This is a genomic window from Streptomyces sp. Y2F8-2, assembly GCF_014905555.1.
Taxonomy (GTDB): Bacteria; Actinomycetota; Actinomycetes; order Streptomycetales; family Streptomycetaceae; genus Streptomyces; species Streptomyces cynarae.
In genome coordinates this window covers 228,689-252,461 of record NZ_BNGS01000010.1, presented here as the reverse complement: position 1 = coordinate 252,461, position 23,773 = coordinate 228,689, and the positions used below count along the sequence as shown (strand labels likewise).

Genomic DNA, 23,773 nt, shown 5'->3' with positions numbered 1-23,773 from the left:
CCGGTTCACGCCCCCTCACTGCTTCACCCCCACCGTCTCCTCCGCCAACGCCACCGCTTCGTGACGCAGTTCGAGAGGGAACACATCGGGGCCCGGGGGATGCGCCACGACCAGGACGCGTACCAGATCGCCCTGTCGGCTCACCGTGATCCTCGCGCCGTCCGGAGCCGCCTGCCGGGTCGTCTCCCGCACCACGCCCGGCGGCTCCTGCCGAGCCGCCGCCCGGGCCCCCGCGCGGGCCGCGTCCACGCACCGGATCTGCGCGGACGCGGCCGACAAGGCCCAGACGAGGGCCATCGCGAAGAGCACCAGAGCGGGCAGCACGACCGCGGTCTCGGCCGTCACGAAGCCCTGGTCCCGGCCCCGGCCCGCTCCCGGGCGGGCCCTCACGCCGTCACATCCGGACACTGAGCGCGCGTTTCACGATCGCCTGCAGTTCCGCGCTGACCTGCCCGCTCGTCAGCACCTTGTAGAGGACCGCCGCGAAGGCCACCGCGGCGATGATCCCCACCGCGTACTCGGACGTGACCATGCCCGCGTCCTTGCGCACCACCGCCCGCAGCCGGCGCACCAGCGCGCGCACCCGGGCTCGTACTCGTACCGCCTTGCTCATATCAACCCCCGTGAGGTTCTCGTTGTCGTCTGGTCGTTCACGTGGCCGTTTGCCGGTCGTTCTCTGTCCGGCCGCGGCCTTTCTCCGGTCCGTCCGTCCGGTCCGTCCGTCCGGTCGGTCAGCCGTCACCGGATGTCATGCACCCTCATCTCCCACCTCCTCCCAGCAGCCCTCCCGCCAGCCCGATCACCACCGGCAGCACCCCGACCGCGATGAACGCGGGCAGGAAGCACAGCCCCACCGGGGCGGTGACCAGGACGCCCGCGCGGCGCGCCCGCGCCGTCGCCCCTCGGGCCCACTCGGCCCGCGCCTGAGCCGCGAGGCGCCCGACCGGTGCGGCCGCCGGGGCACCGGAATCGCCGGCCCGTTCAAGGAGCCGCGCCAGTGCTCCCGCGCCGGGGAGCGTGGCGAGCCGCTGCCACGCATCGGCCGGTTCGCCCCCGAGCCGCACTTCGGCCGCGCCCCGCGCCAGCCGCTCCCCGACCGGCCCCGCCAACGCCTCGCCCACCGCCTGGGCCGCCGACACCGGGCTCGCCCCCGCCGCGATGCACGCCGCCAGCAGGTCGGCGGCCAACGGGAGCTGACGGGCGGCCACGGCAGGGTCGTACTCCTCGGTGCTGCGGTCGCGCTCCTGCCGGGCCCGCCACCGCGCCAAGCCGAACCCGGTGACCAGTCCGGCCCCCAGCCCCACGAACCCCCCGATCACCACCCAGCCGGCACACAGCGCCCCGGCGACCGGCAGCCACCGCCGCACGGCATCCCGCACCTCGGCCCGACCCAGCACTCCACCCGGCCCCCGCTCGCGCGACCGCTCCTGCGCCGCACGCGCACCCGGACCCGCACCCGCCAGGACCGCATCCACTCGCCGCCGCACTCTCCGCTCCCGCCGCGCGACGACGAGTGTCCGCGCCGGCCACCACAGCGCCAGCACCGCGCACAACATCCCCAGCCTGTGGACAACGCCCGCGCTCACGCCGCCTCCGCCCCGCGCACGATCCGCAGCGCCCACCACAGCCCCGCCCCCTCCAGCACGCCACCGGCCACCAGGCACGCCAGCCCCGCCCCGGTGTGCAGCAGCACGTGCAGCGGGCGTGCGCCGAGCGCGGTGCCCAGCAGCAGTCCGAGGACCGGCAGCCCGGCGAGCAGGACCGCCGTCGACCGGGCGCCCGCCAACTGCGCCTGCAGATCGGCTCGTTGGTCGCGCTCCGCACGCAGTGCCGCTTCCAGCCGGTCCAGCCCGGCCGCCAGTCCCGCGCCCCGGTCCACGGCCACCCGCCAGCACGCGGCGAGCCCTGACAGCCCGTCGGCCCCCGGCTGCCGTGCCGCGTCCGCGAGCGCGCCTGGGACGTCCCCACCGAACCGCGCAGCCGCCAGCACCGCCGCCTGGGCCTCGCCGAGCCCGCCGGAGTCACGAACCGCCCGCAGCAGTGCCTCGCCCGGCTGACGCCCGGCGCGCACCTCCCCGGCGAGCGCTCCGCACAGCGCGATCACCCCCTCGCCCCGCGCTTCCCGTGCCTGCCCCGCCTCCCGCGTCCGCCGCACCCGGCGCAGCACCGGCACACCCACGGCTCCGGCCACCAGGGGCAGAAGAGATGTCCCGAGCAGCGCGATCACCACGCCCACCGCCACCGACCACCACTCCACGGGCAACCGCCGCGCCCGGAGCAGGAACCGCTCCCAGGGCGGCGGACCGCCCCGCGCCGCGGCGCCACCGCCCGCGAACAGCAACCGGGCGCGGCGGGCCGTCGTGTCGGGGCCGCTCACCATCCAGGCCGCCGCACCGGCACACACCAGGCCCACGCCGAGCGCCAGATGACCGATCCCCGGCGCACTTCCGGCCGCCATCTGCCCGAGGCCCGTCCCACCGACTGCCATCCGACCGACCGCGCTCACAGCACCTCCACCTCACTGCCCCCGCTTCCGTCCCTGAGCAGCTCCCGCAGCCGCTCCCATCCGCGCTCGCGCGTGAATGCCTCCGGTCCCCACCGCAGCGCGGGCACCGTCGCCACGAGCCCGGACGCGTCCCGCTCCAGCACATGCACCTCCGCGATCCGGCGCCGCCCGGTCCGGTCGCGCACGAGGTGGATGACCACCGACAGCGCGGCCGCCAGCTGGCTGTGCAGCGCGGCCCGGTCCAGGCCCGCCGCCGTGCCGAGCGCCTCCAGCCGGGCGGGCACCTGGGCCGCCGCGTTCGCGTGGAGCGTGCCGCAGCCGCCTTCGTGGCCCGTGTTCAGCGCGGCCAGCAGGGACACCACCTCGGGCCCGCGCACCTCACCGACGACGAGCCGGTCGGGTCTCATGCGCAGTGCCTGCCGCACCAGGTCCTGGAGCTCGACGAGCCCCACGCCCTCCTGGTTCGCGGGCCGCCCCTCCAGACGCACCACATGCGGGTGGTCGGGGCGCAGCTCAGCCGAGTCCTCGGCGAGCACGATCCGCTCGGCCGGCCCCACCACGCCCAGGAGCGCGCTCAGAAGCGTGGTCTTGCCCGAACCGGTTCCGCCACTGATCACATAGGAGAGCCGGGAGGCGATCAGCGCCCGCAGCACCCGGTCCCCGCCCGGCGGCACCGTGCCGGCCGCCACGAGTTCGTCGAGGGTGAACGCCCGGGGCCGTACGACCCGCAGGGACAGGCATGTCGAGCCGACCGCGACCGGCGGCAGCACCGCGTGCAGACGGGTGCCGTCCGGCAGGCGGGCGTCGACCCACGGCCGGGCGTCGTCGAGCCGCCGGCCGGCCACGGCGGCCAACCGCTGCGCGAGGCGCCGTACGGCCGCCGCGTCCTGGAAGGACACCTCCGTCAGCTCCAGGCCGGCACCCCGGTCCACCCACACCCGGTCCGGCGCGGACACCAGGACGTCGGTCACGGACGGGTCTGCGAGCAACGGTTCCAGAGGGCCGCTGCCGACCAGTTCGGACCGCAACTGCCGGGCCGCGCCCAGGACTTCCGCATCCCCGAGCACCCGCCCCTGTTCGCGCAGCGCCTGCGCCACGCGCGCGGGGGTCGGCTCGGCCCCGCTCTCGGCGAGCCACTGCCGCACTCCGTCCAGCAGCCGCGTCCGCTCGCCGGACCCCACCACACCGGTACCCGCGTCCGCCCCGGCACCGTGCCCCGCCGTACCTGCCGCCGAGCCCCAGCCCGTGGTCATACGGGGTCACCCGCCTCGGCCAGCGCCCGCTCCCAGAAGGCCGAGCAGAACCGGGCGAGCGACCCCCGCGCCGCTCCCCCGGGCGGTACCGAACCGTCCGCCGGGGGTGTCTCGTACGGCACCTCGCCGACCAGCGGCAGCCCCAGCAGTCGCGCCACCTCCCGGTCGTCCAGTCCGGGCGTGTACGGCCCCCGTACCGCGATCCGCAGATCGCCGAGGACCATGCCGACCGCGGACGCCACCCGCCGCGCGGCCGCGACCCCCCGCAGTTCTCCGGGGACCACCAGGATCCCGACGTCCAGCTGCGCGAGGACCTCGGCGACCCCCTCGTCGACACGGCGCGGGAGATCGACGACGACAGCGCCGCCGCGTCGCCGGGCCGCGGCGAGGACCGCGCGGACCGCCTGGGGCGGGACGGCCACGGTGTCGCCGCGGTCCCAGCTCAGCACCCGCAGCGCGTGCACCTGGGGTAGGGACTCCTCCAAGGCGCCGCTTCCCACCCGCCCCCGGGAGGCGGCGAAAGCCGGCCAGCGCAGCCCTTCCGTGGTCTCCCCGCCGAGGAGTACGTCGAGTCCGCCGCCCAGCGGATCCGCGTCCACGAGCAGGGTGCGCCTGCCCTCACGCGCGGAGGTGACGGCGAGGGCGCAGGCGAGCGTGGAGGCGCCGGCCCCGCCACGCCCGCCGATCACGCCGACGGTGAGCGCGGGCCGGCCGACCCCCTCGGCCACGTCGGCGATGCGGTCCACCAGCCACTGCTCGCCGTCCGGCAGCAGCAGGACGTGGTCGGCGCCGATCTCGACGGCGCGCCGCCAGACCCCGGGATCGTCCTGATCCCGGCCGACCAGCACCACTCCCCGTCTGCGCGCGGCCCCGCGCACCCGGCGCGCCGCGTCGTCGCCGACCAGGACCAGGGGTGCCGCCTCCCAGCCGCCCCGTTGCCCGGGCACTCCCGGGTGCACCTCCGCTCTGGCGCCCGCGGCCGCGCACAGGCGCAGCAGGTCGTCGAGGAGCTCGGCGTCCTCGGTGACGATCAGCGGTCCGCTCCGCCGCCCCTCGGCGGCGGCCGGTCCGTCGTGTGTGATGGCTCCCGCCACGGTTTCCAGCCCCCTTCGCTGCTTCCTTCGGGCGCGTCCGCGGACCTGTGCGGCCCGCGCTTCCCGCCCGTGTGGAGAGCCGGCAACCGGCCTCCATATGACCGGCCGATACGAGCCGGCCATACGCGCCCGACAAACGGAACCGGCCGTGCACGGGCCATGAACTGGCTGCCGTGAACCGGCGGGAACTCGCCGTCGGCCGGACGCGCTGGAATCAAGGTGCGGCGATCCCGGAAATCGTGTGGATCTTGGTCGATAACTGTGGACAACTCAGCGGTTGTGAATATCGCCTTCACCCATACCGGTGAGGGCTCGGCGGCAACCGCAGAGCAGCGACGGGACTACTGAGCGTCACAGATCATGGACATGATCAATCGCGCACCGCAGGACCACCACTGGGCCGCGGAATGGCGTCGAAAAACAGAAAAACCCACCCGGACATGCGACGACCCCCGCCGGGGGGGAGAGCGGGGGTCGTCCCCACGGCCGACTCGGGGGGGGAGGAGTCGGGCCGGGTTAGCACGGTCGCGAACGATCCGTGACTTCCATGGTGTACCCGAGAGCCCTCTCAGGCAAACCCACACGCCCCACCTTACGCCGAATGGTGGGCCCCTATGCTCAGGCCCGTGGAAAACCACTCCTTGCCCCGCACAGCGGCCTTCTTTGACCTGGACAAGACGGTCATTGCGAAGTCGAGCACTCTCACCTTCGGCAAGTCCTTCTACCAAGGCGGACTGATCAACCGCAGGGCGGCGTTGCGTACCGCATATGCCCAGTTCGTGTTCCTGGTGGGCGGCGCCGACCACGACCAGATGGAGCGGATGCGGGAGTACCTGTCCGCGCTGTGCCGCGGCTGGAACGTCCGGCAGGTGAAGGAGATCGTCGCCGAGACGCTCCACGACCTGATCGACCCGATCATCTACGACGAGGCCGCCTCCCTCATCGAGGAGCACCACGGAAGCGGGCGCGACGTGGTGATCGTGTCCACGTCGGGCGCCGAGGTCGTCGAGCCGATCGGCGAACTGCTCGGCGCGGACCGGGTGGTGGCGACCCGGATGGTCGTGGGCGACGACGGCTGCTTCACGGGCGAGGTGGAGTACTACGCCTACGGGCCGACGAAGGCGGAGGCGGTCAGGGAACTGGCGGAGTCGGAGGGGTACGACCTGGCGCGCTGCTACGCGTACAGCGACTCGATCACCGACCTGCCGATGCTGGAGGCCGTCGGCCATCCACACGCCGTGAACCCCGACCGGGCGCTGCGCCGCGAGGCAGTCGCGCGAGGATGGCCGATTCTCGACTTCCACCGCCCGGTGCGACTGAAGCAGCGGTTGTCGGTGCCGCCGCGCCCCGCGCTCCTCGCGATGGCGGCGATAGGCGCGGCGGCGGCCACAGCAGGACTCGTCTGGTACGCGAGCCGGCGCCGCGCACCCCTCCTGTGAATCTCCGGACGCCCCGGAGAAGCACATTCCCGCCCGGTTCGCACCTCTTTGAACGTAAAAGTAAAGAACTGCATCAAGGGCTTCCGCTTGTCCGCGCCCTGGAGTACAAAGGGGTTAACGGCCCGCGAGACCAAAGGACATCCGAAAGGATCACCTTTTAAACGCAATTGGCCCCACGGACCGAGCATGAACACCGGGCACCCACGCGACGTCGACCCGTCGATTACGGGCCAGCCGCACCAGGTGACGGGCAAAGTTCCCGACCTGATGGGCGACCATCGAGGACGCTTGGTAACTCGGTGAACATGCCAGCGGCGGTACGAGACTTCGTACCGCCGCAACCATTGCCGAAGGCCCCCGAGGGGGCCTTTTCCCGTGCCTAGGCGGCCCCGCGCTGCAGCGCCTCGCAGACCGCCGTCGACTCGCGTACGCCGAGTTCGACCGCCTTTGCACAGTGGGCGATCCAGGCCGCCATGCCCTCCGGGGTGCCGGACACGTAGCCGTCCAGAGCGGCGACGTAGGCGGCCCGGCCCAGTTCCGCGTGGCCCACCTCCGCCGGGCAGATCGCCTTGGGGTCGAGTCCGCTCCCCACGAGGACGATGCGCTGCGCCGCGCGGGCGACGAGACCGTTGTGGGACACGAAGGGACGCAGGGCGAGCAGTTCGCCGTGCACCACGGCGGCGGTCACCAGCGCGGGCGCGGAACTGCCCGTGATGATCAGCTCGGAGAGTCCCTCGAGGCGGCCCGAGACCTCGGCCGCGTCCGGCAGCGGCAGCTCGACCAGCGGCTCGTCGACGCCCTCACCGTCCTGCCGGGGGCGCCCCACGCGTGGGTCGGGATCCGCCGCCGCCACCAGATGCAGCCGCGCGAGCACCCGCAGGGGGGACTGCCGCCAGATGGACAGCAGCTGCCCCGCCTCGGCGGTCAGCCGCAGCGCGGCCCCGACCGTACGGGCGCCGTCGTCAGCGCTGAAGTCGGTGCGCCGCCGCACCTCCTCCAAGGCCCAGTCGGCGCCGGACAGCGCGGCCGAGCCGCGCGCGCCACGCAGCGCCGCCTCGGAGGTGATCTCATTGCTGCGGCGCCGCATGACCCGGTGCCCGTAGACCCGGTCCACGGCCTTGCGCACGGATTCCACGGACTCGGCGACCCCGGGCAGCGCCCCTAGGGCCGCCAGCGGGTCGGCGGACGCACCTGTCGTACTCATGGGTACGACCCTACGCACCCCGGGCCCCCTCCTTCGAAGGGGTGGTCTTCTTTCCACAGGCCTGCCACGGACAGCTACCGCAACGCTACGCTTCGTGAATATGAAAATTGCTTTCGTCGGGAAGGGCGGCAGCGGCAAGACCACCCTGTCCTCCCTGTTCATCCGCCATCTCGCCGCCGCCGGGGCGCCCGTCATCGCCATCGACGCGGACATCAACCAACACCTCGGGCCCGCGCTCGGGCTCGACGAGGACGAGGCCGCGGCGCTGCCCGCCATGGGCGAGCGGCTTCCGCTGATCAAGGACTATCTGCGCGGCACCAATCCGCGGATCGCCTCCCCCGAGACGATGATCAAGACCACGCCCCCCGGGGAGGGGTCGCGGCTGCTGCGCGTGCGCGAGGACAACCCGGTCTACGACGCCTGCGCGCGTCCGGTGGAGCTCGACGGCGGCACCGTCCGTCTGATGGTCACCGGCCCCTTCACGGACGCCGACCTGGGGGTCGCCTGCTACCACTCCAAGACGGGAGCGGTGGAGCTGTGCCTGAACCACCTGGTGGACGGCCGCGACGAGTACGTGGTGGTCGACATGACGGCGGGCTCCGACTCCTTCGCCTCTGGCATGTTCACCCGCTTCGACATGACGTTCGTGGTCGCCGAGCCGACCCGGAAGGGGGTCTCCGTCTACCGCCAGTACAAGGAGTACGCGCGGGACTACGGGGTCATCCTGAGGGTCGTCGGCAACAAGGTGCAGGGCACGGACGACATCGACTTCCTCCGCGCCCACGTGGGTGACGACCTGCTGGTGACGGTGGCGCACTCGGACTGGGTGCGGTCCATGGAGAAGGGCCGCCCTCCCCGGTTCGAGTCCCTGGATGACGCGAGCCGCCGCTCCCTTCGCGTGCTCCAGGCGGCCGCCGACGCGACGTACGAACTGCGCGACTGGGAGCGGTACACACGCCAGATGGCGCACTTCCACCGGAAGAACGCGACCAGTTGGGGAAACGAGCGCACGGGTGCGGACCTTGCGGCCCAGATCGACCCGGGCTTCGTGCTCAGCGAGGCCCTGACGGCCGCGGTGTGAGCGACGGCCGCCCCGTCTACCGCTTGGCCGGTGGTGCCCCCGGCACCCCCCTCGGTGCCGGGGCAGGTGACGAGGCCAGGAAGCTTTCCCAGCCCTCGGCAGGGGCCTGCCCCACCTTCAGGGTGCGCAGTTTCTCCAGGACCTGCGGGTCCTGTGCGTCCAGCCAGTCGACGAGTTGGCGGAACGAGACGCAGCGCACCTCGGGCTCGTTGCAGACGTGCTCCACGACCTTCTGGACGGCACGCATGTAGGTGCCGCCGTTCCAGGACTCGAAGTGGTTGCCGATGATCAGGGGCGCGCGGTTTCCGTCGTACGCCCGCCGGAAGCCCTGGTAGAGGCCGTCCCGCATCTGGTCGCCCCACTCCTCGAACTTGTCGGGGTCGCCCTGGGTCTGGGTGCCCGACTGGTTGACCATGAAGTTGTAGTCCATGGTCAACTGCTCGTAGGTGTGTCCCGGGAAGGGCACGAGCTGCATCGACAGGTCCCACAGCCCTTCCTTCTTCTTCGGCCAGACCTGCTCGTCGACGCCGGAGGTGTCGTAGCGGAAACCCAGCTCACGGGCCGCCTTCATGAAGTTCTGCTGCCCCTCCAGACACGGGGTGCGGCCACCGATGAGCTCCTTGTCGTAGTCGAAGGGAAGCGAAGGCTCCTGTTTCAGGCCGGAGTTCGTCTTCCAGGACTTCACGAACGCCTTGGCCTGGGCGATCTCGTCCTTCCACTCCTCCACGGACCACTGGCCGACCCCGCCCTCGGGGCCGCAGAAGTGTCCGTTGAAGTGAGTACCGATCTCATTGCCCTCGAGCCACGCCAGCCGCAACTGCTCGACGGTGTCCTTGATGCCCTTCTCGTCGTTGAAGCCGATGTCCGAGCGGCCCGGCGAGTGCTGCGGCGGCCGGTACAGGTCGCGTTTCTCCTCGGGCAGCATGTACACACCGCTCAGGAAGAACGTCATCGTCGCGTTGTTGGCCCTGGCGACCTCGCGGAAGTGCGAGAAGAGCTTCTGGCTGTCCTCACCGGCCCCGTCCCACGAGAAGACCACGAACTGCGGGGGCTTCCGACCGGGCCTCAGCCGCTCGGGTCTCGGCAGATGCGGCTGGGCGCCCGTGTAGGCGGTGGAGCCGTCGCCGATCAGGCGGACCGCGCTGCCCGGAGCCCCGGCACCGGCACCGGCCCCCTTCCGCGGACTCTGCTCGGAACGGGCCGGTCCGAGGGAACAGCCGGCCAGCGCGGTGGCGCAGGCGGCGGCCAGGGCGAGGCCCGTGGCGGTCCTGCGGGAGGAGGTTCCGGTTCTCGGGGTGGCGGTTCTCGGGATGGCGGTTCTCGGGGTGGCGGTCATCTTCCCCCCACCTTCTTCCTTCGGTCGGGCCACGCTGAGCAGGTGTGGTGCTACGCGGCAGACGCAAGCGGAAGCCCGTGCCCCCGCGCGGCCAAGCCAAGGTCGCACGGAACACGGAAGGAATTTGTATGACAAGCCGATGAAATAACCGCTCCACCCTTTTGAGTGATTAGATGCCCCATTTGCCCCTATATCAGATACCTTTCCTTTACCGTCCATTACGATCCATTTACCGAAGCAGTGAGACATCCCGCCGCTTACGCCGTGACCCACGGCCGCGCCCGACCCCTGGCCCCAGCCGGGGCCACCATTCCGCGACCGCGCCGCACCGGAGGAGACGGGACCATGCCCGCCTGCGTCCCCGCCCGCGCCACCGACTCGACTCGGACGAAGCGCGTACACCCGCCCCACAGCCCCCCGCCCGCCCCGCCCCGCCGCTTCCGCGTCGCGGGCGCCGATCTGTCCGCCTCCCTCGCCGTCTTCCTGATCGCCCTCCCCCTGTCCCTGGGCATCGCCCTCGCCACCGGCGCCCCGCTCCAGGCCGGCCTGGTCGCCGCGGCCGTCGGCGGTATCGTCGCCGGCCGGTTCGGGGGCTGCCCGCTCCAGGTCAGCGGCCCCGCCGCCGGCCTCACCGTGGTCACCGCCGACCTCATCCACCGCTACGGATGGCGGACGACATGCGCCGTCACCGTCCTCGCCGGCCTCGCCCAACTGGGTCTCGGCTGCCTGCGCGTGGCGCGCACCGCGCTCGCGGTGAGCCCGGCGATCGTGCACGGCATGCTCGCCGGCATCGGCGCCACCATCGCCGTCGCCCAGTTGCACATCGTGCTCGGCGGCACCCCGCAGAGCGCCGTCCTCGACAACCTCCGTGCGCTGCCCGCCCAGTTGGCGCACCTGCACCCGGCGGCCGTGTCGGTGAGCGTGCTGACCCTGGCCCTGCTCCTGGCCTGGCCACGGCTGCCCGGACGGACCGGGCACCTGCTGCGCCGGGTCCCGGCTCCGCTCGTCTCCGTGGCGGGCGCCACCGCGACCGCCTCGCTCGCCGGGCTGACCCTGCCCAGGGTCGACCTGCCGTCCTGGAGCAGCCACGCCCTGGCCGGACTGCCCGAGGGCCCGGCGCTCGGCATCGCCACCGCCGTCCTCACCATCACCCTGGTGTGCAGCGTGCAGTCCCTGCTCGGCGCCGTCGCCGTGGACAAGCTGGCGGCCCGGCGCCACCCCCACCTCGGCCGCTCCGACCTGGACCGCGAGCTGCTCGGACAGGGCGCCGCGAACATCGCCTCCGGAGCGCTCGGCGGACTGCCGATCGCCGGCGTCGCCGTGAGAAGTACGGCGAACGTCAACTCCGGAGCGATCAGCCGCAACTCCACGATGCTGCACGGCGTTTGGGTGGTGGTGGCCACGCTGCTGATGGTCCCGGTGCTCGAGCTGATCCCCCTCGCCTCGCTCGCCGCACTGGTGATGGCCGTCGGCATCCAGATGGTGTCCCTGCACCACATCCGCACGGTCACCCGGCACCGAGAGGTGCTGGTGTACGCCGTCACCACACTCGGCGTCGTCCTCCTGGGCGTCCTCCAGGGCGTGGCGCTGGGCGTGGCAGCCGCCGTCGCCGTCGCGCTGCACCGCCTCACCCGCACCCGCATCACCCACGAGCAGCGGAAGGGAGTCCACCACGTACACGTACGAGGCCAGTTGACGTTCCTCGCGGTTCCCCGGCTCAGCCGGGCACTGCACCTGGTGCCCGCCGGGGCGGAGGCCGTCGTGGAGCTGGACGGGTCGTTCATGGACCACGCTGCGCACGAGTCGCTGCAGGACTGGCAGCGCACCCACCGCGCGCGGGGCGGCACGGTCGCCCTGACCGGCCGGGACGGCTTCCCGGTCGCGATGCCCTCGCTGAGCTCGGCCCGGGCCGACTCGGGCGGGGAGTCCGCCGGGCCGTCGGCATGCCGGTGCCGGCCCTGGACACCGTGGCGCAACCACCAGTGCGAACGCCCACCGACCGCGACCACAGGCGGTGGCCCGGAGACGCCGGGCGAGGCCACCGGACCGAGCGGGCGGCAACTCGCGCACGGCATCAGCGCCTTCCAGCAGAACACCGCCCCGCTGGTGCGCGGTGAGCTGGCCCGTCTCGCGCGTGAGGGGCAGCGACCGTCGCACCTGTTCCTGACCTGCGCCGACTCCCGGCTCGTCACCTCGATGATCACCTCCAGCGGGCCCGGCGACCTCTTCGTCGTCCGCAATGTCGGCAACCTGGTGCCGCTGCCCGGCGCGGAGAGCGGGGACGATTCGGTGGCGGCCGCCATCGAGTACGCGGTGGACGTGCTCAAGGTGCGCTCCATCACGGTGTGCGGGCACTCCGGGTGCGGCGCGATGCAGGCCCTGCTCACCTCGGACGCGGACGGCGCCCAGACCCCGCTGAGGCGGTGGCTGCGGCACGGGCTGCCCAGCCTGGAGCGTATGGCCGACGACGAGGGGCCGTGGGCCCGGATCGCCGGGCGTGAGCCCGCCGACACGATCGAACAGCTGTGCCTGACCAATGTGGTGCAGCAGTTGGAGCATCTTCGGGCGCACGAGTCCGTGGCCCGGGTGCTCGGCGAGGGCACGCTGGAACTGCACGGGATGTACTTCCACGTGGGCGAGGCCCAGGCGTATCTGCTGGCCCCGTCCGAGGGCGGCGACGACGTCTTCAGCCGAGTGGGGGCGGCCGGGGACCTGCGCCACCCGGCGTGACACGGCGGTGGTGCGCGGCGCGGACCGGCCCGGTCCGGTCCGCGCCGCGCACCACCGTGACGACACCCTTTCCTGGCCCTTCCGGATCCCCTCCGGCCCCTTCCGGATCCCCGCTGGGCCCCTCCGGGCAAGTGTGAGATGCGTCGCCGTACGGACCCGCCGTGTGAACCGGGCGGGCGGCCCGCACGTGACCTGGGGCAGAACGTCCGGCCGCGGACCGCGACAGGTCTAAACCATTTTCCGGTCGGCCCTTGTCACCGAGCCCTCCGGTCTGGTGAGCTGTGGCCTGGGACACAACGGACACCCTGGGAAAGGGAGATGTCGTGAGCAACGAAAGCCTGGCCAACCTGCTCAAGGAAGAGCGCAGGTTCGCGCCCCCCGCCGACCTGGCCGCACACGCCAACGTCACGGCAGAGGCGTACGAACAGGCCAAGGCTGACAGGCTCGGCTTCTGGGCCGAGCAGGCCCGCCGGCTGACCTGGGCCAAGGAGCCTTCCGAGACGCTGGACTGGTCGAACCCGCCGTTCGCCAAGTGGTTCAAGGACGGCACACTCAACGTCGCGTACAACTGCGTCGACCGGCACGTCGAGGCGGGTCTGGGCGACCGCGTCGCCATCCACTTCGAGGGCGAGCCCGGCGACAGCCGCTCGATCACCTACGCCGAGCTCAAGGACGAGGTCTCCAAGGCCGCGAACGCCCTGCTCGAGCTGGGTGTCCGCAAGGGCGACCGGGTCGCCGTCTACATGCCGATGATCCCCGAGACCGCGATCGCGATGCTGGCCTGCGCCCGCATCGGCGCCGCCCACTCCGTCGTCTTCGGCGGCTTCTCGGCGGACGCGCTCGCCACCCGCATCCAGGACGCCGACGCGCGGGTCGTCATCACCGCCGACGGCGGCTACCGGCGCGGCAAGCCGTCCGCGCTCAAGCCGGCCGTCGACGACGCCATCGCGCGCGTGGACAACGTCGAGCACGTGCTCGTGGTACGCCGCACCGGCCAGGACGTCGCCTGGAGCGAGGGCCGGGACGTCTGGTGGCACGAGCTCGTGGACCGGCAGTCCGCCGAACACACGCCCGAGGCGTTCGAGGCGGAGCACCCGCTGTTCATCCTGTACACCTCCGGTACGACGGGTAAGCCGAAGGGCATCCTGCACACCTCCGGCGGTTACCTCACCCAGGTGGCGTACACCCACCACGCCGTCTTCGACCTCAAGCCCGAGACCGACGTGTACTGGTGCACGGCGGACGTCGGCTGGGTCACCGGGCACTCCTACATCGTCTACGGGCCGCTGGCCAACGGCGCCACCCAGGTCATGTACGAGGGCACGCCCGACACCCCGCACCAGGGCCGCTTCTGGGAGATCGTGCAGAAGTACGGGGTCACCATCCTGTACACGGCGCCCACCGCGATCCGCACCTTCATGAAGTGGGGCGACGACATCCCCGCGAAGTTCGACCTGTCCTCGCTCAGGGTGCTGGGTTCCGTCGGTGAGCCGATCAACCCCGAGGCCTGGATCTGGTACCGCAAGCACATCGGCGGGGACCGCACGCCGGTCGTGGACACCTGGTGGCAGACCGAGACCGGCGGCATCATGATCTCCCCGCTGCCCGGCGCGACCGAGGCCAAGCCGGGCTCCGCGCAGCGGCCGCTGCCCGGCATCTCGGCGACGGTCGTCGACGACGAGGCGAACGAGGTGTCGAACGGAGGCGGCGGTTATCTGGTGCTCACCGAGCCGTGGCCGTCGATGCTGCGCACCATCTGGGGCGACGACCAGCGCTTCATCGACACCTACTGGTCGCGGTTCGAGGGCAGGTACTTCGCCGGTGACGGCGCCAAGAAGGACGACGACGGCGACATCTGGCTGCTCGGCCGCGTGGACGACGTGATGCTGGTGTCCGGGCACAACATCTCCACCACCGAGGTCGAGTCGGCCCTCGTCTCGCACCCGTCGGTCGCCGAGGCGGCCGTCGTCGGCGCGGCGGACGAGACGACGGGCCAGGCGATCGTCGCCTTCGTGATCCTGCGCGGTACGGCCGCGGAGACCGAGGACCTGGTGGCGGAGCTGCGCAACCACGTGGGCACCACGCTCGGCCCGATCGCCAAGCCCAAGCGGATCCTGCCGGTGGCGGAGCTGCCGAAGACCCGCTCCGGCAAGATCATGCGGCGCCTGCTGCGCGATGTGGCGGAGAACCGCCAGCTCGGCGACGTCACTACGCTGACGGACTCGACCGTGATGGACCTCATCCAGGCCAAGCTCCCGGCCGCACCGAGCGAGGACTGAGAATCCGGACCTCGACGGGGCGCTCGGCAGTACGCCGGGCGCCCCGCCGTCACGCCCCCCTTCGCACCACCCGGGAGCACCGGAGTGCAATGATCAGGTAAAATGGCGGTTCCCAGGTGTGCCGGGAAGTCTGGTCGGCAAGCGGTCCTCACGTCTGTGACGGCCGTCCGTCTGCCGTACCGACCCGGAGGTCCCCACCGTGGCAGCGTCCCGCACCCGCACCTTCCTCGGACGCCTGTCCCTGCCCGAGCGCACCTTCGTCGCGGACGCGCTGCGCACCGAGACCGTCGGCGGCGTACTGCTCCTGCTCGCCGCGGTGGCCGCCCTGGTGTGGGCGAACACACCCGGCCTCAGCAGCAGCTACGCGAGCGTCGGCCACTACCGCCTCGGCCCCGCCTCCCTCGGCCTGAACCTGTCCGTCCAGCACTGGGCCGCGGACGGTCTCCTCGCGGTCTTCTTCTTCGTCGCCGGGATCGAACTCAAACGGGAGCTGGTCGCGGGCGATCTGCGCGACCCCCGCGCCGCCGCCCTCCCGGTGGTCGCCGCACTGTGCGGCATGGCCGCGCCCGCACTCGTCTCCACCCTGACCAACGCGGCCGGCGGCGGGTCCTTCGCCGGCTGGGCCGTCCCCACCGCCACCGACATCGCCTTCGCACTGGCGGTCCTCGCGGTCATCGGGACCTCCCTGCCCTCCGCCCTGCGCGCCTTCCTGCTCACCCTGGCCGTCGTCGACGACCTGTTCGCGATCCTGATCATCGCGATCTTCTTCACGGACGGCCTGAACTTCGCGGCCCTCGGCGGCGCCGCCGCCGGCCTCGTCGTGTTCTGGGTGCTGCTGCGCAAGGGAGTGCGCGGCTGGTACGTGTACGTGCCGCTGGCACTGGTGATCTGGGGACTGATGTACAACAGCGGCATCCACGCCACCATCGCCGGTGTGGCCATGGGGCTGATGCTGCGCTGCCACCGGCGGGAGGACGAGGAGCGGTCCCCCGGAGAGCACATCGAACACCTTGTACGCCCCCTGTCGGCGGGACTCGCGGTGCCGCTGTTCGCCCTGTTCAGCGCGGGAGTCGCGGTCTCGGGCGGGGCGCTCGCGGACGTGTTCGCCCGGCCGGAGACGCTCGGCGTCGTGCTCGGCCTCGTCGTCGGCAAGACGGTCGGCATCTTCGGAGGTACGTGGCTGACCGTCCGCTTCACCCGGGCCTCGCTGAGCGAGGGCCTCGCGTGGGCCGACGTGTTCGCGGTCGCCTCCCTGGCCGGTATCGGCTTCACCGTCTCGCTGCTCATCGGCGAACTCGCCTTCGACGGCGATCCGGCGCTGGGGAACGAGGTGAAGGCCGCCGTCCTCACCGGATCGCTGATCGCGGCCGCCTGCGCGACGGTGCTGCTGAAGATGCGCAACGCCAAGTACCGCGCCCTGTGCGCGGAGGAGGACCGCGACGACGACCTGGACGGCGTCCCGGACGTCTACGAGGAGGACGACCCGGGATACCACCTGCGCATGGCCGAGATCCACGAGCGGAAGGCCGCCGAGCACCGCAGGCTCGCGGCACTGAAGTCGGCCGGGCACGGCACGGACGCCGGTCCGCCTGCCGCAGGCGCTGACGGCGCGCTTGCGGAAGTGGCGGGCAGGGCAAGCGAGGAGAACGAGCGTCCGGCATGATCTGACACATCACCACACTCCGCAGCGTCCGCGGAGCCCGTACGCAGAGAGCAGGGAGATCGCGATGAGCGCACCCGACGGCAGCCCGGTCGGCGCCGAACGCAGCATCGGCCAGCTGTTCGCCTCGGCGACGACCGAATTGTCCGCACTGGTGCACGACGAGATCGCACTGGCCAAGGCCCAGCTCAAACGGGACGTCAAGCGCGGCGCGATGAGCGGCGGCGCCTTCTCGGCCGCGGGAGCGGTCCTCCTGTTCTCGCTGCCGATGCTGAACTTCGCGCTGGCGTACGGCATCCGGACGTGGAGCGGCTGGAACCTGGCCGTCTGCTTCCTGCTCTCCTTCGGCGCGAACGTGGTGGTCGCCGGCCTGCTCGGGCTCATCGGCCTGGTGTTCGCGAAGAAGGCGAAGAAGAGCAAGGGCCCGCAGAAGGTCGCCGCGTCGATGAAGCAGACCGCCGGCGTCCTGCAGAACGCCAAGCCGCACCCGCGTGAGCCCCAGCAGGCCGCCAAGGCCGTCGAGCCTGTGGCACGCTCGTCCTCATGACGGACCCCGCCACCCCTTCGGCGCAATCCCCCTCGGTCGTACGACTTGACGTCCCCGGCGGAAAAAAGGTGACGCACCGGGACGTAGCGGCCAATGGCGCACGCTTCCACATCGCCGAACTGGGCGACGGACCGCTGGTCCTGCTGCTGCATGGCTTCCCCCAGTTCTGGTGGACCTGGCGGCACCAGCTGGTGGCGCTGGCCGACGCGGGCTTCAGGGCCGTGGCGATGGACCTGCGCGGGGTGGGCGGCAGCGACCGTACGCCGCGCGGTTACGACCCCGCGAACCTGGCGCTCGACATCACCGGGGTCGTGCGGTCCCTGGGCGAGCCCGACGCCGCGCTCGTCGGCCACGACCTGGGCGGCTACCTGGCCTGGACGGCGGCCGCCATGCGTCCCAAGCTCGTACGGCGACTCGCGGTCGCCTCGATGCCGCATCCGCGGCGCTGGCGCTCGGCGATGCTCGGTGACGTCAGGCAGTCCTCCGCGAGTTCCCACATCTGGGGACTCCAGCGGCCCTGGATCCCCGAGCGCCGGCTCACCGCCGACGGTGCCGCTCTGGTGGGGCAGCTGATCCGGGACTGGTCGGGGCCGCGGCTGCCGGACGACGAGGCCGTGGAGGTGTACCAGCGCGCCATGCTCATCCCGTCGACGGCGCACTGCTCCATCGAGCCGTACCGCTGGATGGTGCGCTCCCTGGCCCGGCCCGACGGCATCCAGTTCAACCGCCGCATGAAGCGGCCCGTACGGGTCCCGACCCTGCACCTGCACGGCTCGCTGGACCCGGTGATGCGGACCAGGAGCGCGGCCGGGTCCGGCCAGTACGTCGAGGCGCCGTACCGCTGGCGGCTGTTCGACGGTCTCGGGCACTTCCCGCACGAAGAGGACCCCGTGGCGTTCTCCTCCGAGCTGATCAACTGGCTGAAGGACCCCGAACCCGACCGCTGACCCGCCGCCCGCCCATCCGGAATCGGCCTGCCTGCCGGAACGCCGACGGGCCCCGGCCGGCGACGCAGCGCATCCGCCCGGTATCCGGACGAGAACGCCTGTTCCACGAACGGCCACATGCCCGCCGCATAGGCCAATTGGGCGCCCCGGAAACGGTTATCGACCTTGGAGCGGGGGCAGACGTCCGGGTATGGGCTGGACGCACGACTACAGTGACGTAGCACGCAACCGCCGCTCGGCCACCGCGCCGGGCTCCCACCAAAGGGGCACCCCGCAACTGGCGGGCACCGACACCCAGGTGGGGATCCCCCGCATTCTGCGCCGCCGGGCCCGCTGGGTCTCGGTCCGCCTGCGCCACCCGCGCGGCTGAGCCGGCGCCCGTCCACGGCACACGGACGCTCGGCCCGCCGGGCCTCACAGGGCGCAGCTGTCGCTGTCCACCTGCTGGTTCGCCGTACGTCCCTGGGCGATGTCCTCACGGACCTCGTCCGCCGTCAGCGCGTACCCCGTGTCGGCGTCGTCCAGGGACTTCGCGAACACCACCCCGTAGACCCTGCCGTCGGGGGTGAGCAGCGGGCCGCCGGAGTTGCCCTGACGGACGGTCGCGTACAGCGAGTACACGTCGCGGCGCACCGTGCCGCGGTGGTAGATGTCGGGGCCGTTGGCCGTGATGCGGCCGCGGACACGCGCGGGCTGGACGTTGTACGACCCGTTCTCCGGGAAGCCCGCGACGATCGCGCCGCTGCCTCCGGTCGCGTCCTTGGACGCGAACTTCAGCACCGGGGCGTCCAGGTCGGGCACGTCGAGTACGGCGATGTCGCGCCGCCAGTCGTACAGGACGACCTTCGCGTCGTACTTCCGTCCTTCGCCGCCTATCTGGACGGTGGGCTCGTCAACGCCGCCCACCACGTGCGCGTTGGTCATCACACGGCGGTCACCGAAGACGAAGCCGGTGCCTTCGAGGACCTTGCCACAGCTCTGCGCCGTGCCCATCACCTTCACGATGGAGCGCTGCGCGCGCACGGCGACCGCGCTCCTGGCGAGGGCCGGGTCGGGCGGCTGGACCTCGTTGATGGGTTCGTTCGCGAACGGGCTGAACACCTGCGGGAAGCCGTTCTGCGCGAGGACCGAGGAGAAGTCCGCGAACCAGGTGCCCGCCTGTTCGGGCAGGGCGCGGGAGACGCCGAGGAGCACCTTGGAGCCGCGCACCTCGCGGCCGAGCGTCGGCAGCGTCGTACCGGCCAGGGCGGAGCCGATCAGCCAGGCGACCAGAAGCATCGCCACCACGTTGACGAGGGCGCCGCCCGTGGCGTCCAGGGCGCGCGCCGGCGACCAGGTGATGTGTCTGCGCAGCTTGTTGCCGAGGTGGGTGGTCAGGGCCTGGCCGACGGAGGCGCAGACGATCACCACGACGACGGCGACGACGGCGACGGTCGTGCTCACCTCGTGGTCGCCCGTCGCCCGGTCCCACAGGAACGGCAGGAGATAGACCGCGACGAGACCGCCGCCCAGGAAGCCGATCACCGACAGGATGCCGACGACGAAACCCTGGCGGTAGCCGACGACCGCGAACCAGAGGGCGGCGACCAGCAACAGGATGTCCAGCACGTTCACTGCTTCAAGCCTCGCCTCGCCTCGTCACGTTCCGGTCGCCGTCGTCCGGCCGGGGACACGGCTCACCACGCGGCGGCATGGCGGCACGCCGCTCCCCGGGAAGACACAGCACGGGGGTCACCTTGTCATGCGCGCCAGTCGAGCGGGACCTGCTTGTCGCGGTCCCAGGGTCGCTCCCAGCCTGCGTAGTGCAGCAGGCGTTCGATGACGCCGGCCGTGAAGCCCCAGACGAGGGCCGATTCGACCAGGAATGCCGGACCTCGGTGGCCGCTGGGATGGACCGTGGTGGCCCTGTTGGCCGGGTCCGTGAGATCCGCCACGGGCACGGTGAACACCCGCGCCGTCTCGTTCGGATCCACGACACCCACCGGGCTCGGCTCGCGCCACCAGCCGAGGACCGGTGTCACGACGAAGCCGCTGACCGGGATGTAGAGCTTGGGGAGCACGCCGAAGAGCTGCACCCCGGCCGGGTCGAGCCCGGTCTCCTCCTCGGCCTCCCGCAGGGCCGCCCGCAGCGGTCCCTCACCCTTCGGGTCGCCGTCCTCGGGGTCGAGAGCGCCACCGGGGAACGAGGGCTGCCCGGCGTGCGAGCGCAGCGAACCGGCGCGCTCCATGAGCAGCAGCTCGGGGCCGCGCTCGCCCTCGCCGAACAGGATCAGCACGGCCGACTGGCGCCCCGCGCCGTTCTCCGGCGGCAGGAAACGGCTGAGTTGGAGGGGCTCGACGGTCCGCGCGGCCCGTACGACCGGGTCGAGCCAGTCCGGCAGGCCCTCCGTGCTCAGCCGCAGCCGCCCGCCGTCCGTGTGGTGCCTGTGGCCGGTGTTGCTCGCGTGCGTCATCGCCACCCCCGTTCTGCCGAGTCCAACGCCCGCGGCACAGCGGATCGTTCCGCACGTCCCTCGTGCGGGTGTCGCACCTCGCGGCCCGCCGCGACACGTCCCTCCGCCGGGTGGCGTGCCGCACCGCGCACGGCCGTCACGCGGCACCCAGCGGCGGGGCCGCCTTTCCGCCCGCGTCCAGGTACGCCTGCGGGGGCTTGAGCCGCTGGCCGGGGAAGCCGCCCTTCTCGTACTTCAGCAGCTTCCTCGCCTTCTCCGGGTCGGTCTCGCCCTCCCCGAAGGCCGGGCAGAGCGGGGCGATCGGGCAGGCACCGCAGGCCGGCTTGCGGGCGTGGCAGATGCGGCGGCCGTGCCAGATGACGTGGTGCGACAGGTCGGTCCAGTCGCTCTTGGGGAAGAGCGCGCCGACGGCCGCCTCGATCTTGTCGGGGTCGGTCTCCTCGGTCCACCGCCAGCGGCGCACCAGCCGCTGGAAGTGCGTGTCGACGGTGATGCCGGGGCGGCCGAAGGCGTTGCCCAGCACCACGAAGGCGGTCTTGCGCCCGACACCGGGCAGTTTGACGAGGTCTTCGAGGCGGTCGGGGACCTCGCCGCCGAACTGCTCCACCAGGGCCTTGGAGAGCCCTATCACCGACTTGGTCTTGGCCCGGAAGAACCCGGTCGGGCGCAGGATCTCCTCGACCTCCTCCGGATTGGCCGCCGCGAGGTCCTCCGGGGTCGGGTACCTGGCGAAGAGCCCGGGGGTGGTCTGGTTCACCCGGAGATCCGTCGTCTGCGCGGACAGGACCGTCGCGACGATGAGCTGGAAGGGGTTCTCGAAGTCGAGCTCCGGGTGAGCGTACGGGTACACCTCGGCGAGCTCGCGGTTGATACGGCGGGCACGGCGGACGAGGGCGGTGCGCGACTCGCTCGTGGGGGGCTTGGCGGCGACGGTCTTCGCGGGGACGTGCTTGACGGCGACGGTGCCGTCGGCTGCGACGACCTCGGCGTGGGCGGGTTTCCGGGGGGCCCTCTTGGCCGGGGCCTTCTTCGCGGAGGCCTTTTTGGCGGGGGCCGTCTGCTTCGCCGGGGCGGTCTTCTTGGCGGGGGCCGCCGCAGAGGCCGCCTTCTTCGCCGGGGCGGCCTTCTTGGTGGGAGCGGTCTCCTTGGCCGCGGCGGCGTTCTTGGTGGCGGCCGTGGTCTTCCCGGTGGCCGTCTTCGCGGCAGGGCGCTGCTCCGGCGCCTCCTCGGGCGCCTCCTTCGCCGTCTTTGCCGTTTTCCTTCCGCCGCCAGGGCTCTGTTCGCCCATGGCTGAATCGCGACGTGCAGCCACCCGTCCAGCTCCCTTGGCCTGCGCTCTCACCGGCGATTTGGACACCCGGCCAGCCTAAGGCCCGGCACCGACATCCGCCCCGCACCCGGAAGATCAGCATCCAATTGGGCCCCTGCCGCGTACCCCGGCCCATCGGTGCGGCATCCTTGTGACAGATCACACTGTTAGGACCGTCCGGCAAAATGGGGAACACGGTCCCCTGGTATCCGGGGGAGCAAGATCCCCTGAGCAGGTCGACAAGGAGAGAACTCGTGGACGACGTTCTGCGGCGCGCCCCGCTCTTCGCGGCGCTCGATGACGAGCAGGCCGCGGAGCTCCGCGCCTCCATGAGTGAGGTGACCCTCGCCCGCGGCGACTCGCTGTTCCACGAGGGCGACCCCGGTGACCGCCTGTACGTGGTCATGGAAGGCAAGGTCAAGCTCCACCGCACGTCCCCCGACGGCCGCGAGAACATGCTTGCGGTTCTCGGCCCCGGTGAGCTGATCGGCGAGCTGTCGCTGTTCGACCCGGGCCCGCGTACGGCGACGGCCACCGCGCTGACCGAGGTCAAGCTGCTGGGCCTCGGCCACGGCGACCTCCAGCCGTGGCTGAACGCCCGGCCCGAGGTGGCCGCGGCGCTGCTGCGCGCCGTCGCCCGGCGGCTGCGCAAGACCAACGACCAGATGTCCGACCTGGTCTTCTCGGACGTGCCGGGCCGTGTGGCCCGCGCCCTGCTGGACCTCTCGCGGCGCTTCGGCGTGCAGTCCGAGGAGGGCATCCACGTCGTGCACGACCTCACGCAGGAGGAGCTGGCCCAGCTGGTCGGCGCGTCCCGCGAGACCGTGAACAAGGCGCTGGCGGACTTCGCCCAGCGCGGGTGGCTCCGCCTGGAGGCGCGGGCCGTGATCCTGCTGGACGTGGAGCGGCTGGCGAAGCGGTCGCGCTGACGCTCGGCCTCGGCCTAACGGTCCGGGTCCCGTCTCTCGGTGAGGCGGGGCCCGTTGTCGTTTCCTCTACCGGGGCTGCCGCCGCAGAGACCCGCGCACGCGCGAACGGCGGAGCACGCGCGCGTGCACGGCGCCGGAACCCCGCGCCCCGGGCTCAGATCAGGCCGTGCTCCCTCAGGTAGTCCAGCTGAGCCCGCACCGACAGCTCCGCCGCCGGCCACAGGGAGGGGTCCACGTCCGCGTACACATGGGCGACGACCTCGCTCGGGGTGCGGTGGCCGTTCTCGACCGCCGTCTCGACCTGAGCCAGGCGGTGGGCGCGGTGGGCGAGGTAGTACTCCACGGCGCCCTGGGCGTCCTCCAGGACCGGCCCGTGGCCCGGGAGCACCGTGTGGACGCCGTCGTCGACCGTGAGCGACCTGAGGCGGCGCAGGGAGTCGAGATAGTCCCCCAGGCGGCCGTCGGGGTGCGCCACCACCGTCGTACCGCGGCCCAGGACGGTGTCGCCCGTCAGTACGGCCCGGTCGGCCGGGAGGTGGAAGCACAGGGAGTCGGAGGTGTGGCCCGGCGTCGGCACGACCCTCAGTTCCAGGCCGCCGACCGTGACCACGTCCCCGTGGCCCAGTCCCTCGTCGCCCAGGCGCAGCGTGGGGTCCAGGGCGCGCACCTTCGTGCCCGTCAGCTCGGCGAACCGGGCGGCGCCCTCCGCGTGGTCGGGGTGGCCGTGGGTGAGCAGGGTGAGCGCGATCCGCTTCCCGGACTTCTCGGCCGTGTCGATCACGTTGCGCAGGTGGCCCTCGTCGAGCGGTCCCGGGTCGATCACCACCGCCTGCTCGGAGTCCGGCTCGGCGACGATCCAGGTGTTGGTGCCGTCCAGGGTCATCGCCGACGCGTTGGGCGCGAGGACGTTCACCGCGCGCGCGGTGGCCGGGCCGGAGAGGACCGCGCCGCGCGGCCGGCCGGGGAGGGCTGCGGCGTCCGTCATGCCAGGGCACCTTCCGTCGCA

The 23,773-nt window shown here is 72.2% G+C and carries 21 protein-coding genes; 9 read left to right on the top strand and 12 right to left on the bottom strand.

All coding sequences use genetic code 11. The annotated features are described in order from the left end of the window. Positions 1 to 15: 15 nt before the first annotated feature. From SY2F82_RS30395 to ssd, 6 genes are all read right to left on the bottom strand, one after another. A complete protein-coding gene (locus SY2F82_RS30395) occupies positions 16 to 408 on the bottom strand; it encodes a TadE family type IV pilus minor pilin (protein ID WP_374707218.1) in 393 nt (130 codons plus the stop codon). Further along, entirely contained in the window at positions 395 to 613 is a 219-nt protein-coding gene (locus tag SY2F82_RS30390) for a DUF4244 domain-containing protein (protein WP_200422355.1), read from the bottom strand. Before SY2F82_RS30390 ends, SY2F82_RS30395 begins: the two co-directional genes overlap by 14 nt. 145 nt (positions 614 to 758) lie before the next feature. Then, complete coding sequence (locus SY2F82_RS30385) at positions 759 to 1,586, bottom strand: type II secretion system F family protein (RefSeq protein ID WP_200422354.1); 828 nt, start codon at positions 1,584 to 1,586, stop codon at positions 759 to 761. Then, positions 1,583 to 2,458: a type II secretion system F family protein gene (locus tag SY2F82_RS30380; RefSeq protein ID WP_200422457.1), complete on the bottom strand. Its 876-nt coding sequence runs from the start codon at positions 2,456 to 2,458 to the stop codon at positions 1,583 to 1,585. The genes SY2F82_RS30385 and SY2F82_RS30380 overlap by 4 nt, the downstream gene beginning before the upstream one ends. 44 nt (positions 2,459 to 2,502) lie before the next feature. After that, positions 2,503 to 3,759, bottom strand: coding sequence for a TadA family conjugal transfer-associated ATPase (locus SY2F82_RS30375; RefSeq protein WP_236041880.1), 1,257 nt, complete (start codon positions 3,757 to 3,759; stop codon positions 2,503 to 2,505). Next, positions 3,756 to 4,853 (bottom strand): septum site-determining protein Ssd, encoded by a 1,098-nt coding sequence (gene ssd / locus SY2F82_RS30370; RefSeq protein WP_200422353.1) that lies wholly within the window; start codon positions 4,851 to 4,853, stop codon positions 3,756 to 3,758. The genes SY2F82_RS30375 and ssd overlap by 4 nt, the downstream gene beginning before the upstream one ends. A gap of 614 nt (positions 4,854 to 5,467) precedes the next feature. On the opposite strand from ssd, the gene SY2F82_RS30365 reads away from it, so the two are divergent. Further along, entirely contained in the window at positions 5,468 to 6,292 is an 825-nt protein-coding gene (locus SY2F82_RS30365) for an HAD family phosphatase (protein WP_200422352.1), read from the top strand. 379 nt (positions 6,293 to 6,671) lie between these two features. On the opposite strand, the gene SY2F82_RS30360 is transcribed toward SY2F82_RS30365, so the two are convergent. Next, positions 6,672 to 7,496, bottom strand: coding sequence for a Fic family protein (locus SY2F82_RS30360; protein WP_200422351.1), 825 nt, complete (start codon positions 7,494 to 7,496; stop codon positions 6,672 to 6,674). Positions 7,497 to 7,596: 100 nt separating this feature from the next. Between SY2F82_RS30360 and SY2F82_RS30355 the strand changes: the two genes are divergently transcribed. Continuing rightward, the gene (locus SY2F82_RS30355) at positions 7,597 to 8,577 is read left to right on the top strand and encodes an ATP-binding protein (protein WP_200422350.1); all 981 of its coding nucleotides are present in this window, start codon (positions 7,597 to 7,599) and stop codon (positions 8,575 to 8,577) included. 16 nt (positions 8,578 to 8,593) lie between these two features. Here SY2F82_RS30355 and SY2F82_RS30350 read toward each other — a convergent pair whose 3' ends face one another. Beyond that, complete coding sequence (locus SY2F82_RS30350; protein ID WP_200422349.1) at positions 8,594 to 9,913, bottom strand: hypothetical protein; 1,320 nt, start codon at positions 9,911 to 9,913, stop codon at positions 8,594 to 8,596. 345 nt (positions 9,914 to 10,258) lie between these two features. Here SY2F82_RS30350 and SY2F82_RS30345 point away from each other — a divergent pair, with 345 nt between their 5' ends. The 6 genes from SY2F82_RS30345 (at position 10,259) to SY2F82_RS39225 (ending at position 18,446) form a co-directional block, all read left to right on the top strand. Then, on the top strand, positions 10,259 to 12,643 hold the full coding sequence (locus tag SY2F82_RS30345) for a SulP family inorganic anion transporter (RefSeq protein WP_200422348.1): 2,385 nt from the start codon (positions 10,259 to 10,261) through the stop codon (positions 12,641 to 12,643). A gap of 323 nt (positions 12,644 to 12,966) precedes the next feature. Beyond that, positions 12,967 to 14,922, top strand: a complete 1,956-nt coding sequence (acs, locus tag SY2F82_RS30340) for an acetate--CoA ligase (protein ID WP_200422347.1) — start codon at positions 12,967 to 12,969, stop codon at positions 14,920 to 14,922. Positions 14,923 to 15,121: 199 nt separating this feature from the next. Further along, positions 15,122 to 16,585: a Na+/H+ antiporter NhaA gene (nhaA, locus tag SY2F82_RS30335; protein ID WP_200422346.1), complete on the top strand. Its 1,464-nt coding sequence runs from the start codon at positions 15,122 to 15,124 to the stop codon at positions 16,583 to 16,585. Positions 16,586 to 16,649: 64 nt separating this feature from the next. Then, positions 16,650 to 17,129, top strand: a complete 480-nt coding sequence (locus tag SY2F82_RS30330) for a phage holin family protein (protein WP_200422345.1) — start codon at positions 16,650 to 16,652, stop codon at positions 17,127 to 17,129. After that, positions 17,126 to 18,076, top strand: coding sequence for an alpha/beta fold hydrolase (locus SY2F82_RS30325; RefSeq protein WP_200422344.1), 951 nt, complete (start codon positions 17,126 to 17,128; stop codon positions 18,074 to 18,076). The genes SY2F82_RS30330 and SY2F82_RS30325 overlap by 4 nt, the downstream gene beginning before the upstream one ends. Positions 18,077 to 18,266: 190 nt before the next feature. Beyond that, entirely contained in the window at positions 18,267 to 18,446 is a 180-nt protein-coding gene (locus SY2F82_RS39225; protein ID WP_103837946.1) for a hypothetical protein, read from the top strand. 44 nt (positions 18,447 to 18,490) lie between these two features. Here SY2F82_RS39225 and SY2F82_RS30320 read toward each other — a convergent pair whose 3' ends face one another. The 3 genes from SY2F82_RS30320 to nth form a co-directional block, all read right to left on the bottom strand. Beyond that, complete coding sequence (locus tag SY2F82_RS30320) at positions 18,491 to 19,690, bottom strand: MarP family serine protease (protein ID WP_200422343.1); 1,200 nt, start codon at positions 19,688 to 19,690, stop codon at positions 18,491 to 18,493. 125 nt (positions 19,691 to 19,815) lie between these two features. After that, entirely contained in the window at positions 19,816 to 20,529 is a 714-nt protein-coding gene (locus SY2F82_RS30315) for a CoA pyrophosphatase (RefSeq protein WP_200422342.1), read from the bottom strand. Positions 20,530 to 20,665: 136 nt separating this feature from the next. Next, complete coding sequence (gene nth, locus SY2F82_RS30310; protein ID WP_200422341.1) at positions 20,666 to 21,817, bottom strand: endonuclease III; 1,152 nt, start codon at positions 21,815 to 21,817, stop codon at positions 20,666 to 20,668. Positions 21,818 to 22,092: 275 nt separating this feature from the next. Between nth and SY2F82_RS30305 the strand changes: the two genes are divergently transcribed. After that, the gene (locus SY2F82_RS30305) at positions 22,093 to 22,767 is read left to right on the top strand and encodes a Crp/Fnr family transcriptional regulator (protein WP_103837943.1); all 675 of its coding nucleotides are present in this window, start codon (positions 22,093 to 22,095) and stop codon (positions 22,765 to 22,767) included. A gap of 154 nt (positions 22,768 to 22,921) precedes the next feature. On the opposite strand, the gene SY2F82_RS30300 is transcribed toward SY2F82_RS30305, so the two are convergent. Beyond that, the gene (locus SY2F82_RS30300) at positions 22,922 to 23,752 is read right to left on the bottom strand and encodes an MBL fold metallo-hydrolase (RefSeq protein ID WP_200422340.1); all 831 of its coding nucleotides are present in this window, start codon (positions 23,750 to 23,752) and stop codon (positions 22,922 to 22,924) included. Positions 23,753 to 23,773 lie beyond the last annotated feature (21 nt).

Coding starts and splice junctions, on each gene's coding strand:
- SY2F82_RS39225 (WP_103837946.1), top strand. CDS start 18,267: ATGGGCTGGACGCACGACTACAGTGACGTAGCACGCAACCGCCGCTCG.
- SY2F82_RS30365 (WP_200422352.1), top strand. CDS start 5,468: ATGCTCAGGCCCGTGGAAAACCACTCCTTGCCCCGCACAGCGGCCTTC.
- SY2F82_RS30330 (WP_200422345.1), top strand. CDS start 16,650: ATGAGCGCACCCGACGGCAGCCCGGTCGGCGCCGAACGCAGCATCGGC.
- SY2F82_RS30315 (WP_200422342.1), bottom strand. CDS start 20,529: ATGACGCACGCGAGCAACACCGGCCACAGGCACCACACGGACGGCGGG.
- SY2F82_RS30380 (WP_200422457.1), bottom strand. CDS start 2,458: ATGGCGGCCGGAAGTGCGCCGGGGATCGGTCATCTGGCGCTCGGCGTG.
- SY2F82_RS30300 (WP_200422340.1), bottom strand. CDS start 23,752: ATGACGGACGCCGCAGCCCTCCCCGGCCGGCCGCGCGGCGCGGTCCTC.
- SY2F82_RS30325 (WP_200422344.1), top strand. CDS start 17,126: ATGACGGACCCCGCCACCCCTTCGGCGCAATCCCCCTCGGTCGTACGA.
- SY2F82_RS30360 (WP_200422351.1), bottom strand. CDS start 7,496: ATGAGTACGACAGGTGCGTCCGCCGACCCGCTGGCGGCCCTAGGGGCG.
- SY2F82_RS30375 (WP_236041880.1), bottom strand. CDS start 3,759: ATGACCACGGGCTGGGGCTCGGCGGCAGGTACGGCGGGGCACGGTGCC.
- SY2F82_RS30350 (WP_200422349.1), bottom strand. CDS start 9,913: ATGACCGCCACCCCGAGAACCGCCATCCCGAGAACCGCCACCCCGAGA.
- SY2F82_RS30390 (WP_200422355.1), bottom strand. CDS start 613: ATGAGCAAGGCGGTACGAGTACGAGCCCGGGTGCGCGCGCTGGTGCGC.
- SY2F82_RS30345 (WP_200422348.1), top strand. CDS start 10,259: ATGCCCGCCTGCGTCCCCGCCCGCGCCACCGACTCGACTCGGACGAAG.
- nth (WP_200422341.1), bottom strand. CDS start 21,817: ATGGGCGAACAGAGCCCTGGCGGCGGAAGGAAAACGGCAAAGACGGCG.
- SY2F82_RS30355 (WP_200422350.1), top strand. CDS start 7,597: ATGAAAATTGCTTTCGTCGGGAAGGGCGGCAGCGGCAAGACCACCCTG.